At 53.3% G+C, this 20,113-nt stretch carries 1 protein-coding gene (running past one end of the window); it reads right to left on the bottom strand.

Annotated elements, in window-relative coordinates; genetic code table 11:
- Positions 1-155: 155 nt before the first annotated feature.
- Positions 156-20,113: the 3' portion of a non-ribosomal peptide synthase/polyketide synthase gene (locus ACYCSE_RS21480; RefSeq protein WP_459699796.1), read on the bottom strand. The gene runs 22,270 nt beyond the window's last position; the window shows 19,958 of its 42,228 coding nt (coding positions 22,271-42,228); its start codon lies beyond the right edge, outside the window; its stop codon occupies positions 156-158.

The raw sequence follows: 20,113 nt of genomic DNA, 5'->3' as shown, positions 1-20,113 counted from the left end.
CCTGCTTCTCGGGGCCTGTTCCCCCCGGTTGGATGGTGCGTTGTTACATACATGAGCGTTGTGTCAGAAAAAGAATACTTTGCAGGCAAGGGCAGTCGGACAAGCCGCCGCCCTCTGCACACGCAAAGTGAATTCATTGCATTTAGAAAACGGATTTAGAAAACAAAGTCGATGGAATCCGGCGAGAAGCCTTCCGGTTGCTCGTCCGAGTTCACCTGAATATCGCTTAACAGCAAATCTGGATTGATCCCAACCTGGGACAGGATCGCTATCAAATCTCTGGTTAATCTCTCAATAGCGTCGGCTCCAAACAGCTTCGTGCAATATTCAAAGGAACCCTTGATTTCCCCGTCTTCATCACTCATAGACAAGGTCAAATCGAATTTGGAGATGCTGTGCTCCTGAACATATGGACTGAAGGACAGCGTTTCTAGCTTCGCTTCCTGTGACTCCGTATTTTGCAGTACAAACATAGTGTCAAATAATGGGTTACGGCTTGCATCCCGTGCTACATCCAGCTTTTCCACCAACTCTTCCAGTGGATAATCCTGATGCTCAAAGGCTTGCAGCGTACGATCTCTGGCTTCTAGCAAGTAGCTGTGGAACGGTTGGTTGCCCTTCGGCTGATGCCGGATGGCTAGCGTGTTGACGAACATTCCGATCAGTGGCTCCAGTTCAGGCAACAAGCGGCCTGCTACCGGCGTACCGATGATCAAATCGTCCTGACCGCTGTATTTGGACAGCAGAATGGTGTAGGCACTCAACAGCACCATGTACAGTGTACTTCCGGTTTGTGCCGCAATTCGGTGCAGTTGCTCGGATACATTCGCGTCCACTGTAAATTCATACATCGCACCCTCGAAGCTGCGAACAGCAGGTCTAGGATAAGCAATTGGCAAATCCAGTACCGGCAATTCTCCGGCTAAATGCTCCAGCCAGAAGTGTTCCCGGCGTTGGTATGACTCACGCTGCGTCTCCTGCTGCTGCCATACGGCATAGTCCTTGTACTGAATTTGCAGCGGCTTTAATTCCTGCCCTTCGTACAGTTGTACCAGCTCCTGCACGATATTGTTAGACGATACACCGTCTGAAATAATATGGTGCATGTCGTACATCAGGAGATGGCGCTCTGGTCCAGTTTGAATGAGACGAACACGCAGCAGTGGTGCCTGGCGAAGATCAAAGCTGCGTACAAAGGACTCGATATAAGCTTCGGCTTCGGACTCCCTAGCCTGCAGGCGCTCTACTGCAAACTCCACTTGATCGTAAACGCGCTGAACGACCTCGCCTTCCACCATTTCAAAGGAAGTCCGCAGCGTTTCATGGCGGGCTATTAACTGACGGAACGCATCTTCCAGCCGATCGGCCTGAAGTGGCCCCTCCACGGTTAATACACCCGGCATATTGTAGCTGAGATCCCCACCTTCCAGATGGCTCAAAATGTACAGTCGTTTTTGAGCCGAGGAAACCGGGTAGTACGCCTGTTGCGCCGCCGCAGGGATCACCGTATAGGTGTCTGTCCCGTGCGTTGCGATGAGCTGGGCTTGCTGCTCAATCGTAAAGTGTTGGAACACCTCACGCAGCGTAATCCGGCTGTCCAGTTCCTGATGGATTTTGGCCACCAGCGTCGTTGCCCGCAGGGAGTGCCCACCCACGTCAAAGAATGAGTCGGTGACTCCTACGCTGGACAGTTTCAAGACATCCTGCCAGATTTGGGCTAGTTTGGCTTCCAGCGGCGTCCGCGGTGCAACGTACTCCAGGCCTCCTTCGAGACGTGCTTCCGGTGCCGGCAACGCCTTACGGTCGATTTTCCCGTTCGGTGTCAGCGGGAAACGATCCAGTTGTACCACATACGTCGGGATCATGTAATCCGGCAGCTTCGGCTGCAGCGCATTGCGCAGCTCCGGCAAACTCAGGGACTCTGAAGCTATGATGTAGGCACACAGGTCCTTGTGTCCGTCTTCGTTTTCCCATGCTGTGACCACGGCTTTCTGAATGCCATCCACGGTCAGCAGCTGCGCTTCCACTTCGCCCAGCTCGATCCGGTAACCCCGGATTTTCACCTGATGGTCGATCCGGCCCAAATACTCAATGCTGCCGTCTGGCAACCACCGTGCCAGGTCGCCCGTCCGGTACATCCGGTTTGCGTGAGTGCTGTCCGCTTGATCGGTTGCTGCCGTATCAGCGAACGGATTCAGGACGAACTTCTCTGCCGTCAGCTCCGGCAGGTTCAGGTATCCTCGTCCTACACCTGCACCTCCGATATAAAGCTCACCTGCGATCCCGATCGGTACCAGCTGTTGCTGGCTGTTCAAGATGTACACGGACTGGTTCGCTATCGGCGTTCCGATGGATACCGTATGCTCCCCTTTTTCCAGCAGTGCGTTCAGGGCTTCCACATCTTCAATCGTATAAGCAGTCGCATCTACCGTGGTTTCGGTCGGACCGTACACGTTGGTAATCACCGGACGATACCCGGACCACTTGTGCAGGAACACATTTACCAGCTGCACGGATAATGCTTCGCCACCGATCAGGTAATGCTTCACCTCCGGCGCTTCCGTCACATTGACGCTTTCGTTCAAAATATGCAGATGCGCAGGTGTGCCGTCCGACAGATCAATCCGGTGCGTACGGTAGTAGGCGATCAAATGCTCTCCGCTCAGACTGACGTCACGGGACACCACGTGCAGGGTGTGGCCTAACAGCAAGCTGGCAAAGATTTGCTTCACTGAAGCGTCAAATACAAATGCCGACAGCCATGCGACATGAAGCGGCTGTTCATAACGGCTGTATACTCGCTCCAATAAAGCATCTACCAGATTGCTAACACTGCCCTGCTCGATCATGACCCCTTTCGGCTGGCCGGTGGTACCTGACGTGTAAATCATATAGGCCAGGTTATGCGGGCGGGCGACAGGGATTAAATTGCTCGCATCCTGTGCTCCCAGTTGAGCTTGAACGTCCTCGTCATCCAAGACTACAGCTCGAACTGTGGATGGCAAGCTGAGCGACAGGTTGGCAACTCTGCTTGTAATCACGACCTTGGCCCCACTGTCTTGGAGCATGTAGTCGATGCGCTCCTGTGGATACATCGTATCCATTGGTACATATGCGCCTCCGGCCTTAAGTACCCCCAGAATGCTCACCAGAATATCCGCAGAACGTTCCAGCAATACGCCAACCGGTTGATCTGCTTCGACCCCTTCCGCTCGTAACACACGAGCCAATTGGTTCGCACGCTCATTCAGCTCAGTGTAGGTCAGCGCGGTGGCCCCAGACACAACTGCTATCCGCTCAGGGTTGCGCTTCGCTTGCTCTTCAAAGCGTTCGCTGAGCGAACGGCCTTGCAATGCTCCAAGCAGGCTGTGCGCATTCGAATCATTGAACACCTTCAGAATCTGCACGGTTTCTTCCGCCGTAATCAACTCCAGCTCACCCAGCTTCGCATCCGGGTTCGCCGCCACCGCTTCGGCCAAGCGAACAAAGTGACGCGTCATCCGTTCTACCGTTTCGCGCTCGTACAACGCAGTTGCATACTGCAATCCGAACTGGATGCCTGCCTCTTCCTCTCTGGCTTCCAGCGTCAAATCAAACTTCGCTGGCGTTTGTTCCAAGCCGTATGGACGGAAGCTCAGATCTGCCAGTTGCAGTTCGCCTTCCTCGGTGGTTTGCAGGGTAAACATCGTATCGAACAGCGGATGGCGGCTCATATCCCGCTTCACATTTAGCTTTTCCACCAGTTCCTCAAATGGATAGTCCTGATGTTCATAGGCTTGCAGAGCACAAACTTTCACTTCTTCCACGTAGCTGCGGAAGGTATGTTCCGCTGTCGGATAGTTTCGCAATGCCAACGTACCGACGAACATCCCGAGGATCGGTTCCAAATCTGCATGCGGTCGTCCTGCAATCGGTGTGCCGACTACAATATCTTCTTGCCCGCTGTATTGGTGTAAGAGAGCGGTGTACGCTGCCAGCAGCACCATATACAACGTCGAGCCTGTGTGCGCCGCCAGTTCTTTCAGGCGTTCGCTAGCTTCGCGCTCCAGCCCGAACACCACCGTATCGCCTGCCGTACTTCGTACCGACGGACGGGCAAAGTCTGTCGGTAGATCCAGCACAGGCAGTTCACCCCGGAAGGTGTCGAGCCAGTACGCTTCCTGACGTTGCATCCACTCTTGATGGGCTTCGCTTTGCTGCCATACCGCATAATCCTTGTACTGTATTCGCAATGGCGAAAGCTCTTCACCGTCGTACAAGCGGACAAATTCATCGGTCAGTACTCCCATGGACACACCATCCGAGACGATATGGTGCATATCGAGCATGAGCAAATGCTGCGGTTCCTGCTCGGTTCCTTGTACACCCAAATCTACCAAGCCTACCCGCAGCAGCGGAGCGGCTTGCAGATCGAACGGACGTACAAACTGCTGGACACGTTCTTGTGCTTCCTGGCTGACCATCGTATCCGCAGTCGCACCCTCTACCTGTACCTTTGTATATTCCACCTCGAACGGCACGGTGTCCTCAATCCATTGCACCGGCTCACTGTCCACCAGTGCAAAGCGGGTACGCAAGGTCGCATGACGGGCGATTAATTGACGGAACGCGTCTTCTACCCGTTTCACATCCAGCGGTCCGCTCACTTGCAGCACCGACGGCATGTTGTAGTTCACATCATTCGGGTCGAACTGATGCAGCACATACAGTCGTTTTTGCGCCGAGGAAAGCGGGTAGAAGTTGCGTTTTTCCGTCACCGGAATGGACGCATATGTTACTTGATCGAGATGTTCTAGTACGACTGCCAGTTGTTCAATCGTTGGCGCTTCAAAAATACTGCGCAGTGGAAGCGGCTTGTTCAGCTCCTTGTGAATTTTCGAGGCCAGCGTCGTCGCCCGCAGCGAGTGTCCGCCAATCTCGAAGAAGTTTTCCTTCACACCGACCTGCGCCAGACCCAGCACATCCTGCCAAATTTGCGCCAGCTTCACTTCCACCCACGTCCGCGGTGCGACATAATCGGCTCCGCTTTGCAGGTTGACTTCCGATGTTGGCAGTGCCTTGCGGTCGATTTTACCATTCGGTGTCAACGGCATCTGCTTCAGCTGTACCAAATACGAAGGCACCATGTAGTTTGGAAGCTCCTCGCCCAGTAAGCTACGCAGCTCACCAGCGCTTACTTCCCGTTCAGCAACATAGTACGCCACCAGTTGGTTTTGCCCCTGTTCGTCCGCTTGTGCCAGTACGATGACCTCTTGTACGTCCTCCACCTTCAAAATTTGTGCCTCTACCTCGCCCAACTCGATCCGATAGCCCCGGATTTTCACCTGATGGTCGATCCGGCCCAAATATTCGATGTTGCCGTCTGGCATCCATCTCGCCAAGTCACCCGTACGGTACATTCGTTCGTAGCCGGCTTCACCAGCCGCAAACGGATTTGGTATAAATTTCTCAGCCGTCAGCTCTGGGCGATCCAGATAACCCCGAGCCAGACCCGGACCGGACACGCACAGTTCACCCGCTACGCCTACCGGAGCCAAATGTCCATGCACATCCACCATGTATACCCGGTGATTCGGCACAGGGCGTCCGATAGAAATCAGCTGTCCGGCTCTATCATCCTCGGATACGGGCCAGATGGACGTCGCCACCGAGTTTTCGGTGGGACCGTAACCGTTGTAGTACGCCACTTGATCCTTCCACTTGTATACCAGCTCGGTTGAGGATGCAGAACCCGCCGTAAACAGAATACGCAAGTTTGGCATCCGTTCTGGCTCCAGATACACCGCATAGGTCGGCGGCAAAGCTGCTACCGTGATTTGATGATCCGCCATATATTGCTCAAACCGCTCGTAGTTCAAAATCGTCTCTGTCGTTGGTACATACAACGTGGCTCCGCAGAACAGCGCCTGGAAGATTTCCCAGCAAGCCGCATCAAACGAATAGCTGGCGAATAGCAACGCATGATCCGACGTACGGATTTTGAGCGTCTGATCAAAATACGTTTTCAGATTGCACAGCCCGTGATGCTCCACCATAACGCCCTTCGGCTGCCCCGTCGTACCCGACGTATAAATGACATAGGCCAGATCGTTCGGACCAGACAACAGTTCCAGATTGGAAGCATCCTCGTGATACACACCCTGTACCCCATTCAGCACCAGCACGTTACCGTCAAAAGCTGCTTTGTCCACCAGATGGTTTTGCGTTAACAACAGCTTCGCTCCTGAGTCGTCCAGCATGTAGCGGATACGCTCCTCTGGATACGTCGGATCGATGGGGACATATGCACCCCCGGCTTTTAAAATCCCGAAGATGCCCACGATCAAGTCTACCGAACGCTCGGTCATCAGACCCACCAGTCGATCCTTCGTCACGCCTTGACTACGCAAGGTGCGCGCCAGACGATTCGCACGTTCATTCAGCTCGCGATAGGTCAGCTGCTCTCCTTCGAAGAACAACGCTGGCTGCTCCGGTGTCTGCGCCGTTTGTGTCTCGAACAAGCCATGGATCGTTTGCCCGCTTGGATACTCGGCGGCTGTATTTCCCCATACGCGGAGAATTTGCTCACGCTCCTGCGCGGTTACCACATCCAGCTCCTGCACTCGAATGTCCGGCTTCGCCACCACCTGCTCCAACAGCTGTATCAGATGGCCCTGAGTCCGTTCAACGGCTTCACGATCATATAACTTCGCATTGTATTCAAATCGGATTTTCATCGCTTCCTGCGGCATAACGACCAGATTGAAATCATAGTTGGTTTGTTCAATCATGCCGGCATTGAGAATTTCAAAATCCGACTCTGCACCTTCGCCAAGTTGCTCGACCTGCTCCTCCACCGGATAGTTTTCAAACACGATAATGTGGTTGATCAGATCTTGCTTTTGCTCGCTCAAGGCTTGAATTTCATACAGCGGATACGTTTCATAATCTTGAGAAGTCAGCGCCTGCTGCTGATTCGTTCTGATCATGTCAGCAAAGGTGTCCTCAGCCCCACTGCGGATACGTATTGGAATGGTGTTAATGAACAAGCCCACCATATTTTCGATCCCCGTAATATCCGCTGGACGACCAGACACTACACCGCCAAAAACAGCGTCGTCACTACCGTTGTACTTTTGGAGCAGCAATCCCCAGGCTGTTTGCAGCAATGTATTCGGGGTCACGTGATGCTGCTTGGCCACCATTTCCATACGTCCGGTCAAATCCTTGCCCAGATCGCACAGGATATGCTCAAATTGTGCACCGTCCGCTTTCACGCCTACTTTTCCGGTCGGAATCGAAGTTTGCTGATCATAGCCGAGCAAATAATCCTTCCAGTACGCAGCTGCGGCTTCTACATCCTGTGCTTCAAGCCACTCAATATACTGACTGTATGGAGTCACGGGGGCAAGCTTCGGCTGTCTATGCTCCACGGCTGCAAAATAAGCCTCAAACACCTCATCCGTGACTAACGCCACACACCAGCCATCCATCAAGATGTGATGAGAGCTCCACACAAAATAATAATCCTCGTCGCCTGTTCGTAAAATCGCCACGCGCATCAACGCATCCCGGGACAAATCGAACCCGGCTGCCTTGTCCTTGCGAATAAATTCCTTCACATACGCGTCACGCTCCTGCTCATTCAGATGACGCAAATCTTCACATCTGAAACCAACATCCTTACGGCGGAAAATGACCTGCACAGGCTCATCCTGCCAACCGCTGATGAAATTAGCTCTAAATATTTCATGCCGCTGCGCCAAATGATTCAAGCTATCTTGGAAAATATCCGCTTGGAAGCGTCCGTGCAAATCAAAGGTCGTTTGTTCAAAATAAGCACCTGACTCTGCATCCATCAGACTATGGAACAACATGCCTTTTTGCATCGGCGTCAGCGCATAGACATTTTCCAGTTCCCCCATGTCACGAGTCCGTTCTACCAATTGATCCAGCTCGGCCATGGTTACATGTTTCAGCATGACATCGCTTGGCGTCAGCTCCTGCTGTTTGCGGCTTGTGCAATGCGCAATGATTTCCTGCAAACTGATTCTAAACTCTTCAGCTAGCTGCTCCATCGTTTCACGACGATATTCCTGCTTGCTGTAGCTGATCGTCAATTGCAGTTCGCCTTCCGAAATCAGTCCGTTCATATCCAGCGTGTGCGATCTGGCTGCATGGGCGCTAAGTTCTGCACCGCTAGCGTAAGGAGATACACCAATGGATTGATTTTGCATATCTTGGTCAAATTGTCCCAAATAGTTAAAGCTGATTTCAGGTTCGGTTACAAAACGCTCTTGCTCACGTGCTGCGGACAGGTATCTCAACATACCGTAGCCAATGCCCTTTTGCGGAATGCGGCGTAGTCCTTCTTTCACATGTTTGATGCGCTGTGAAAGGTCTTGCCCCACGCTCATATCCAGCACAACCGGGAATTGGGTCGTAAACCAGCCCACGGTGCGCGTAATATCCAGTTCTGGCAAAATGGATTCCCGTCCATGGCCTTCCAGGCTCACGAGCACTCGTTCCAGGCCCGCCCAGCGATGAATCGTCAGCCCCAATGCGGTAAGCAGCACATCATTCATCTCCGTGTTGTAGGCACGATGCGCCTGTTTTAACAGCTGCTCCGTTTCCTGAGCTGTCCACGTAACTGTAATGTTCTCGCTGTCCCTATTCAAGGAATGAGAAGGGGACTCGTCTTTTGGAAGCGGCTGATATACACCATGTTCCATTTCCCTCCAGAATGCGAGTTCTGCTGCCATGGCCGGACTGTTGGCATATTGAGACTGCCCATCCGCCCAGATGCGGAACGAATCCGTTTTGTGCGGAAGACGAGCTGCTTGTCCGTTCAATGCCTGCTCATAGGCGGTCGTAATATCCTCGAACAAAATGCGCCAAGATACGGTATCCACCACTAAGTGATGAATCGCCATCAGCAAATGATCTCCATCGGGACAATGGAACAGCCCCAGCTTCACCAGCGGTCCTTCGCTTAAATGAATGCCCGCCTGAATTTCATTCACTTTGGCCTCGATCGCCGCTGCCACCTCAGTCTCATGGCTGAAGTCCATACGTTCCAGCGTATACAGCTCGCCCTCCCCAATCGCGCGGTTCCAGGCTTCATAACCGTGCTCACTAGGACGGAAAATGATACGCAGTGCGTCGTGATGGCTAACGATTTGATCCATCGCCGTGCGCAATGCCGGTTCATCAAAACCGTCCTTGCTATGCAGCATAATGGACTGGTTATGATGATGAGCATCCGTCAGGTTCTGCTCAAAGAACCATTGTTGCACCGGTGTCAGTTTCACAGCGCCCACCACTTCGCTCTGATCCGCCAATCGGGTCACCGATTGGACTTTCAGTGCCAAGGCAGACACGGTTGGATGACTGAACAGGTCTTTCATCTCCAGTCGATAACCTGCTTGCAGCAATCGGGAGGATACTTGCAAGGCTTTGATCGAATCGCCACCCAGTTCAAAGAAGTTATCCTGCGTGCCTACCGCTTCCACGCCGAGTACTCCGGCCCATACCGCAGCCAGTACTTGCTCCACCGTGGTACGCGGTGCGACATAAGCTGCACCCGTATGGATGCTTCCTTCCGGTTCCGGCAAGGCCTTGCGGTCAATTTTGCCGTTGCTCGTCAGGGGGATCGTCTCCAGTCGCATCAAACGTGCAGGCACCATGTGCGCTGGCAGCCCGGCTTCCAGTTCGGCCTGTACCTCCTCGATCCGCAGCTCGGCTTCTCCTGTGATGTATCCGCACAAATACTTATGTCCACGCTCATCTGTCCGGTCGATGACTACCGCTTGACGCACACCCGGCACCCGCTGGATCGCCGTTTCAATCTCGCCCAGCTCGATCCGGTAGCCCCGGATTTTCACTTGATAATCCATCCGGCCGATAAAGTCCACATTGCCGTCTGGCATCCACCGCGCCAAGTCGCCTGTGCGGTACAGTCGTTCACCTGGCACGAACGGATTGGCCACGAATTTCTCGGCTGTCAGGTCCGCACGATTCAGGTAGCCTCGTGCCACCCCGGCACCGCCAATGCACAGCTCGCCCCGTACGCCGATCGGCACCGGATTCAACTGGCTGTCCAAGATGTAAAACCGTGCGTTCAGCCACGCCTGGCCAATCGGCACATTGCCGCTGCTTGGCAGCTTCGACAATTCTTCGTCGTAGAAGCTGGAGTCAATCGCCGCTTCCGTGACGCCGTAGCTGTTCATAATGCGGATATCCGCGCCAAACCGCTCTTGCAGCACCCGGTAGTCTGTCACGCTGCAGCTATCCGAGCTGGTGATCAGCAGTTCCAGACTGCTCATGTCCAGTCCCTGTTCATACACATGCTGCATAAACGGTACGATCAGGGCCGGAGTCGATTCGAACACCGTAATCTGATAGTCGCGAATCCAGCCATATAGACGGCTTGGGTCGATGCGATCATCTTTCGGACAGATAACCATCGTTCCGCCGTTATAGAACACCCGTGCGATATCCCCGACGAACACGTCGAAGGAGAAGCTCGCCAGTTGCAACAACCGTACCGGGAACTGGTTCAGACGGTAATCCCGGCGATAAGCTGCAGCCGTATTCACCAAGCTGCGATGCTCAATCATGACGCCCTTCGGACGTCCCGTTGTCCCGGAGGTGTAGATCACATACGCCAGATCCTGCGGTTCATTGATGTGATTGACGTCTGTGGTATCCCCGATGTACAGCGACTCATCGTCCAACGCCAGTACGGTATGCAGACGCAAGTGCGCTGCAGGTTCGACTGTAGCTTCGCTTTCATCCAGCCAGACCTGTGCACGCTCCTGTAAGCCCGTTTGGGTCAACAGTACCGTCGCACCGCTGTCCTCCAGCATGAAACGAATGCGTTCGGACGGATAATCTGCATCCAGCGGCACATACGCGCCTCCAGCTTTCCATACCGCCAATACGCCGACCAGCATGTCCACTGAACGTTCACTCAAAATGCCGACCATCGATTCGCGTCCAATGCCTTCATTCCGCAATCTACGGGCCAATTGGTTCGCACGCTCGTTCAGTGTGCGGTACGTAAGCTGCTGCTCCCCGTACACCACCGCCACATGATCCGGTACAAGCTGCGCTTGTTCTTCCACAAAGGTATGGAACAGTGCTCCTGCTTCTACCGCAGCAACATCCGATACCCCTACATCTCCAAAACCGTAGATGATTTGTGCCTTTTCCTCGACGGTTACCATCTCCAAAGCTACCAGTGGCTGCTGCGGATGCAGCGTAATTGCACGTACGAGTTCGGTAAAATGCTGTGCCAATCGCGCGATGGTCTCAGGCTTGTACAGCGCCGTGCTGTATTCCAGACTGCACAGAATGCCTTCCGGCTGCTCCACTGCATCCAAGGTCAGATCAAATTTGGCCGTATGATTGTCCGTCGGATACGTTTTAAAGGTCAGACCCTCCAGCTCGAACTCCTGCTGTTCAAATGTTTTCAGCTCAAACATCGTGTCAAACAGCGCATTCCGGCTCGTATCCCGCGTTAAATTCAGCTTTTCAACCAGTTCTTCAAAAGGATACTCCTGATGTTCATAAGCACTGAGCGCATGCTCTTTGACCTCTTGCAAGTAATCCAGGAACGTTTTGTCGCCAGCCGGATAATTGCGGATCGCCAGCGTGTTGAGGAATACGCCTACCAAGCCCTCCAGTTCCGCATGCGGTCTTCCGGCAATCGGCGTGCCGACGATGATGTCCTCCTGCCCCGAATATTTATGCAAGAGCGTGCTATATGCGGCCAGCAACACCATGTACAAGGTGGAGCCGGTTTGCGCGGCCAGCTGTTTCAACTGCTCGCTGTCCTCCAGGCTGATCGCAAATTCCAATCGATCTCCTTCTAGACGCTGTACGGCTGGTCTTGCAAAATCCGTTGGCATATCCAGTGCTGGAATGTCACCAGCCATCGTGTCCAGCCAGTAGCTTTCCTGCTCACGAAGACGTTCACTTTGCATATCGGCATGCTGCCAAACCGCATAGTCCTTGTACTGGATGCGCAGAGGCGGCAGTTCCTTGCCTTCATACAATTGAGAGAACTCCTGCACGATAATTCCTTCAGTCACGCCATCCGAAATAATATGGTGCATGTCATAGAGCATGACGTGACGCTCCGGTCCGGTTTCCACCAGCTGAACCCGCAGCAACGGTGCTTGTGCGAGATCAAATGCACGTACAAAGTCCTGTGCGTACTGCTGGGTCTCTTCTTCGCTTGCCTGCACATGCTCCACGTTGAATGCGACGCCCGATTCAATCCGTTGAATCACCTCGCCATCCACCATGTCGAATCGGGTTCGCAGGGCTTCATGACGGGCAATCAGCTGGCGGAAGGCTTGCTCCAGTCGCGTTTTATCCAAGGAACCTTCAATGATCAAAGCGCCTGGCATATTGTAGCTAACCTCTCCGCCTTCCAAATGACTCAGCACGTACATCCGTTTTTGCGCCGAGGAAACCGGATAATATGCACGTTCCTCCGCAACAGGGATGGATACATACGTTTGCTGTGTCTGAACTTCTCCCATCACCTGCACCAGTTGCTCAATCGTCGGATATTGGAAAATATCTCGCAGCGCCAGCTTGTAATTCAGCTCCTGATGGATTTTCGCCATCAGTGTTGTCGCGCGCAGAGAATGTCCTCCCACTTCAAAGAAGTTATCCTGGATGCCTATCCGCGGGTGATTCAAAACGCTTTGCCAAATACGTACCAGTTGCTCTTCCAGCAATGTCCGCGGCGCAACATACGCCGTGCCTCCTTCGAGGCGCGCTTCCGGCGTAGGCAACGCTTTGCGGTCAATTTTCCCGTTTGGTGTCAGCGGGAAATGATCCAGTTGTACGACATATGTCGGGATCATATACCCCGGCAGCTTGGGCTGCAGCATGTTGCGCAGCTCGGGCAAATTCAGCGTTTCAGAGGCTACGACATACGCACACAAATCCTTGTCTCCATCTTCGTTTTCCCAGGCGGTGACGATGGCTTTCTGAATGCCGTCCACGGTCAGCAGCTGTGCTTCCACCTCGCCGAGTTCAATCCGGAAGCCCCGGATTTTGACCTGATCATCCATCCGGCCGATAAAGTCCACATTGCCATCCGGCATCCAACGCGCCAAATCGCCTGTGCGATACAATCGTTCACCCGCTACATATGGATTCGCTACGAATTTCTCGGCGGTCAGGTCTGCACGATTCAGGTAGCCTCGTGCCACCCCGGCTCCGCCAATGCACAGTTCACCTAGTACGCCGATCGGCACCGGATTCAGCTGGCTGTCCACGATGTAGAAGCGGGCGTTCAGCCACGCCTGACCAATCGGCACATTGCCGCTGCTTGGCAGCTTCGACAGCTCTTCATCGTAGAAGCTGGAGTCAATCGCCGCTTCCGTGACGCCGTAACTGTTCATAATGCGGATATCCGCGCCAAATCGTTCTTGCAGCACCCGGTAATCCGTCACACTGCAGCTATCCGAGCTGGTAATCAGCAGTTCCAGACTGCTCATGTCCAGCCCCTGTTCATACACATACTGCATAAACGGTACGATCAGGGCCGGGGTCGATTCGAATACGGTAATCTGGTAATCGCGAATCCAGCCATACAAACGGCTAAAATCAATCCGGTCATCTTTCGGACAAATAACCATCGTGCCGCCGTTATAGAGCGTCCGCGCGATATCCCCGACGAACACGTCGAAGGAGAAGCTCGCCAGCTGCAGCAGTCGTACCGGGAACTCGTTCAGACGGTAATCCCGACGATACGCCGCAGCCGTATTCACCAAGCTGTGATGTTCGATCATGACCCCTTTCGGACGTCCTGTTGTCCCAGACGTGTAAATCACATACGCCAGATCCTGCGGTTCGTTAATAGGCTCGATATCGGTGGTGTCTCCGATGTACAGCGACTCATCGTCCAGCACCAGCACGGTATGCAGACGCAAGTTCGCTGCGGATTCGGATGCTGCTTCGCTGTCAGGTGGCGAATCTGCTGTTCCATTCAGGGTTCCATGGAGAGTACCTGATTCCATCGTTTCAGCTCCAGCCGCTGTTTCTAACTCAGCCTCAAACTGCCCTCCGGTCAAGACCTGCGCACGCTCCTGCAAGCCCGTTTGGGTCAACAGTACCCCCGCACCACTGTCCTCCAGCATAAAGCGAATTCGTTCGGACGGATAATCCGCATCCAGCGGCACATAGGCGCCTCCTGCCTTCCACACTGCCAATACGCCGACCAGCATATCCACCGAACGTTCACTCAAAATGCCAACCATCGACTCACGTCCAACGCCTTCATTCCGCAATCTCCGCGCCAATTGGTTCGCGCGCTCGTTCAGTTTCCGGTACGTAAGTTGCTGCTCCTCGTACACCACCGCCACGCGATCCGGCACAAGCTGCGCCTGTTCTTCCACATAGGTGTGGAATAAGGCTCCTGCTTCAGCAGCAGCATCCGATACCCCCACATTTCCAAAACCATAGATGATTTGTGCTTTTTCCTCAGCAGGTACCATATCCAAAGCTGCCAGTGGCTGCTGTGGATGCAGGGTAATTGCACGTACGAGTTCGGTAAAATGCTGCGCCAATCGCGCAATCGTCTCAGGCTTGTACAGCGCCGTGCTGTATTCCAGACGGCACAGAATGCCTTCTGGCTGCTCTATTGCATCCAAGCTCAGATCAAATTTGGCCGTATGATTCTCCAGCGGATACGAATGTAAGGTCAGACCTTCCAAATGCAACTCCTGCTGCTCCAATGTTTTCAACTCAAACATCGTGTCAAACAGCGCATTCCGGCTCGTATCCCGCGTCAAATTCAGCTTTTCAACCAACTCTTCAAAAGGATAGTCCTGATGCTCATAAGCACTGAGCGCATGCTCCTTCACCTCTTGCAGATAATCCAGGAACGATTGGTCGCTAGACGGATAATTGCGGATTGCCAGCGTGTTGATGAAGACACCTACCAGACTCTCCAGTTCCGCATGTGGTCTTCCAGCAATCGGCGTGCCGACTACGATATCTTCTTGGCCTGTGTATTTATGCAAGAGCGTGGTGTACGCCGCCAGCAGCACCATATACAAGGTTGAACCTGTTTGCGAAGCCAGTTCTTTCAGGCGTTCGCTAACTTCACGCTCCAGTCCGAATTCGATCGTATCCCCTGCCGTACTCTGTACCGCCGGACGGGCAAAGTCGGTTGCCAGATCCAGCACAGGCACGCCGCCCCGGAAGGTACCCAGCCAGTACGCTTCCTGACGCTGCATCCACTCCTGATGGGCTTCGCTTTGCTGCCATACCGCATAGTCTTTGTACTGAATACGCAATGGTAATAGCTTTTCACCGCCATACAAGCGGACAAATTCATCGGTCAGTACCTCCATCGACACACCATCCGAGACGATATGATGCATGTCGAGCATGAGTAAATGCTGGGATTCCTGCTCTGCTCCTTGTGCGCCCAGATCCACCAAGCCCACCCGCAGCAGCGGTGCAGCTTTCAGATCGAACGGACGCACAAACTGCCGTACCCGTTCTTGTGCTTCCTGGCTGACCGTCGTGTCCGTAGCTGTATCCAAATCTGTAGATGTGTCCTGATTTGTATCCGTAGTCGCACCCTCTGCTTGTACCTTCGTATATTCCACCTCGAACGGCACGGTGTCCTCAACCCATTGCATCGGCTCATTGTCCACCAGCTCAAAGCGGGTACGCAAGGTTGCATGGCGGGCGATCAGTTGACGGAACACGTCTTCTACTCGTTTTACGTCCAGCGGACCACTCACTTGCAGCACCGACGGCATGTTGTAATTCACATCACTTGGATCAAACTGATGCAGCACATACAGTCGTTTTTGCGCCGAAGATAACGGGTAGAAGCTGCGTTCTTCCGTTACTGGAATGGACGCATAGGTTACTTGATCCAGACTTTCTAACACCGTTGCCAGTTGCTCAATCGTTGGTGCTTCAAAAATACTGCGTAGTGGAAGCGGCTTGTTCAGCTCCTTGTGAATCTTCGAGGCCAGTGTCGTCGCCCGCAGCGAATGTCCGCCAATCTCGAAGAAGTTTTCCTTCACGCCGACCTGCGCGAGACCCAGCACATCCTGCCAAATGTGTGCCAGCTTCACTTCCACCCACGTCCGTGGTGCGACATAATCCGCTCCGGTTTGCAGGCTGCCTTCCGGTGCTGGCAGGGCTTTGCGGTCAATTTTGCCATTTGGACTCAGTGGCATCTGCTCCAGCTGTACAAAGTACGATGGCACCATGTAGCTTGGCAGTTCTCGGCCCAGCTCACTTCTCAGCTCACTGGCACCCATCTCTTGCCCGGCGACATAGTACGCCACCATTTGTTTTTGGCCCGTCTCATCCGCACGCGCCGTGACCACGGCTTCGCGTACCGATTCCACTTGGAGCAGCTGCGATTCAACCTCGCCCAGCTCAATTCGGTACCCCCGGATTTTCACCTGATGGTCGATCCGGCCCAGATATTCAATGTTGCCGTCCGGCATCCATCTCGCCAAATCGCCTGTGCGGTACATCCGTTCATAGCCTGCTTCCCCATCGGCAAACGGGTCGGCAACGAATTTCTCGGCCGTCAGCTCCGGTCGGTTCAGATAGCCCCGTGCTACGCCGACACCGCCGATGCACAGTTCGCCCGCAACCCCAATCGGCTGCAATTGCTCCGTGCCTTCCTTCACGATGTACAGACGAATGTTTTGAATCGGTTTCCCGATCGGAATGACCGTATAGGTTTCATTAGGCTCGCAATCGAAGTACGATACGTCCACCGTCGCTTCGGTTGGACCGTACAGGTTGATCAGCTTCGTTCCGGCCAAGCTCGACACCAGCCGCTGGAACCGGGCGACATGCTGCGGCGGCAATGCTTCGCCGCTGGCAAAGACATGGCGCAGCGTTGCCAGCTTCGTTTGCATCACTTCCCGAGGCTGCAGCTCCACGTACTCCAGGAACGCATGCAGCATGGCGGGAACAAAGTGCATCGTGCTCACGCCATCGCGGGCAATCGTGTCGACGATGTCTTCCGGGTTCTTTTCCCCGCCTACCGACAACAGACTCACCTTCGAGCCGACCATCGACCACCAGAACAACTCCCACACCGACACGTCGAAGGTGAAGGCCGTCTTTTGCAAGATCGTATCTTCCGCACTCAAGCCGTAACGATCATGCATCCATAAAATCCGGTTCAGCACGGAATGGTGCTCCACCATCACGCCCTTCGGTTTTCCTGTGGAGCCAGAGGTATAGATGACATAGGCTACATGGTGTGGCCCAGCCAGTGGCTCCAAATTCGAGCCGTCTTCGTGGTAAATGTCCTCGCGATCCAGCACCAGCACCTGGCCATCGAAACTCCGTGAGGCTTGCTCCGTCAGATGCGATTGCGTCAGCACCAGCTTCGCTTCCGAGTCCTCCAGCATAAAGCGGATGCGGTCCGCCGGATATTCTGGATCGATGGGTACATATGCTCCGCCTGCCTTGAGGATCGCATAAATGCCTACGATCATGTCCAGCGAACGCTGTACCAGAATGCCTACTGGCTGATCCGGTTTCACTCCTTCTGCACGCAGCGTCCGCGCCAGACGATTCGCCCGCTCGTTCAGCTCGCGATAGGTCAACGTCTCTGCTCCAAACAGCACCGCCACCTGATCCGGTGTTCGTGCCGCCTGTTCCTCGAACAGCGCACTTAACGTCTGCTCCTGCGGATAAGCTGCCGCCGTATCCCCCCAGACCTGAACGATCTGTGTTTGTTCTTCTGGTGTTACCAATTCCAGTTCATTCACACGGATATACGGATTATTCACGATTTGCTCGATGACATGCAGTACATGTCCCTGCATTCGCTCTATCGTAGACCGATCGTATACATTGGCGTTGTATCTGAACATGATGCGGAAGGTTTCGTCTGGCATCACAATCAAGTCCAGATCATAATTCGTTTGCTCGACAACCTCTACATTCGTAATTTCAAAAGCGGACGGACGAACTTCACTAAGCTGCTCAACTTGCTCCTCTACCGGATAATTCTCAAATACCATAATGTGGTTAATCAAGTTCTGTTTCTGCTCGGTCAATGCCTGAATTTCATACAGCGGGAAGCTGTCATAGGCTCCCGAGGCCAGTGCCTGTTCCTGCGTTTTCCGCATCACTTCCACAAAAGTGGCATTCCGTTCACTTTGAATCCGCACCGGGATCGTATTAATGAACAAACCAATCATATGCTCTACGCCAGCAATATCCGTCGGACGTCCAGATACGACACTACCGAAAATAACATCCTCGTTGTTGTTATATTTCTGCAAAATAAGGCCCCACACGCTCTGCATCAGCGTATTAATCGTGACCTGCTGCTGCTTCGCGATCCGGTGTATGGCTTCGCTCCACGCTGGGTCCAGATCTACCGTTATTTTTTCAGAAACATACTCGCTGGTTTCACTTGCTGTAGTGGATACCGTATTAGCCGCTTGGTCTTTCGATAAAGTATCCGATCCAGGTAACAACGTCTGCTGTTCAAAGCCCGCCAAATAGCTGCTCCAGTACTCTTTTGCCGCACGTTCATCCTGACGCTCTAGCCATTCGATATATTGGCCATACGGTGTAATCGCTGCAAACTCCGGTTGCTTCTGCTCCAGCAGCGCAAAGTACGTACCAAACACTTCACCCGTAACGAGCGATAAGCACCAGCCATCCATGACAATATGATGGAAGCTCCATACCAAATGATACGTTTCTTCATGGGTCTGCAATACCTGTACGCGCATAAGTGCATCCGTACCAAGATTAAAGCCCCTAGCCTGGTCCTCTTGCTTAAACGCCTGGATATACGCCTGTTGCTCCGCTTCCTGCATGCCGCGTACATCTTGGAAAGAAAGGTCGCTATCTTTGTGACGGAACACGATCTGCAATGGCTCCTGACTGTGCCCTGTCTCAAACATATGGAAATTCGTCCGCAGCGCTTCATGACGCTGTGTCAGTACATCCAGACTCTTGCGGAAATTTTCAACATCAAAGCTGCCTTTTTGATCAAACGACGCTTGCTGGAAGTAGGCGCCTGACTCCGGCTCCATCAGATTATGGAACAGCATCCCCTTCTGCATAGGCGAAAGAGCATACACATTTTCCAGCTCGCCCACAGAAGCTGTTTGCTCTGTCAATTGTTCCAGCTGACCAAGCGTCAAGCCTTTGAACAATACATCACTTGGTGTTAGCTCACTCCGCTCTTTGGAGGCACAATGAGCGATCACTTCCTGCAAGCTTTCCTGCAGCAACTGCGCAAATTTTTCTACATTTTGCTGATGATATACCTTACTGTCATAGCGAATGTCCAGTGTCAGCGCGCCCGCTGTAATCATTCCGTTCACATTCAAAGGATGCTCCAGAACGGTATGGTCACTCATCGGCTCTCCACCTGGATGTGAAGACAGCGTGATATCCCCATTTTCCAAGTCCTGATCAAATTGTCCTAAATAGTTAAAGCTAATTTCAGGCTGCAGGGTCCAGGAAGGATGGGCATCATGCTGAGACATATAGTTCAAAATGCCGTAGCCAATACCCTTATGCGGTACATGGCGCAGGTCTTCCTTCACCCGCTTGATTCGCTGCCCGACTGCTGCCTTTCCGTCCACATCCAGCAGCACCGGATACTGACTCGTAAACCAGCCCACGGTACGGGTGATGTCGATATCTGGAACAATGGCTTCCCGGCCATGTCCCTCCAGATTGACCAGCACACGCTCCTGACCGCTCCAGTTATATACCGCTGTGCCGAGTGCGGTTAACAGCAGATCATTGACCTCGGTGTGGTACGCACGGTGTACTTCTTGAAGCAACATCCGTGTTTCCTGCTCGCTCCAAGCCACAGACACAGTCTCACTGTCTCTGATCAGAAAATGCTGCCCTTCCGCTCTTTCTTGATCCTTAGGCAACGATGCAATTTCTATTTGGGCAAGACGCTGCCAATATTCGCGTTCATTTTCGATCGCCGGACTATTCGCATATTGTGATAAGCGCTCTGCCCAAGTGGAGAACGAGTCCGTTTTATAAGGCAGACGAATGGCTTCTCCACGAACCGCCTGCTCATATCCCGTGGCAAAATCCTCAAACACAATCCGCCATGAAATCCCGTCTA

The sequence above is a fragment of the Paenibacillus sp. SEL1 genome (genome assembly GCF_054602535.1).
This window is presented reverse-complemented; position numbering and strand designations above follow the sequence as displayed.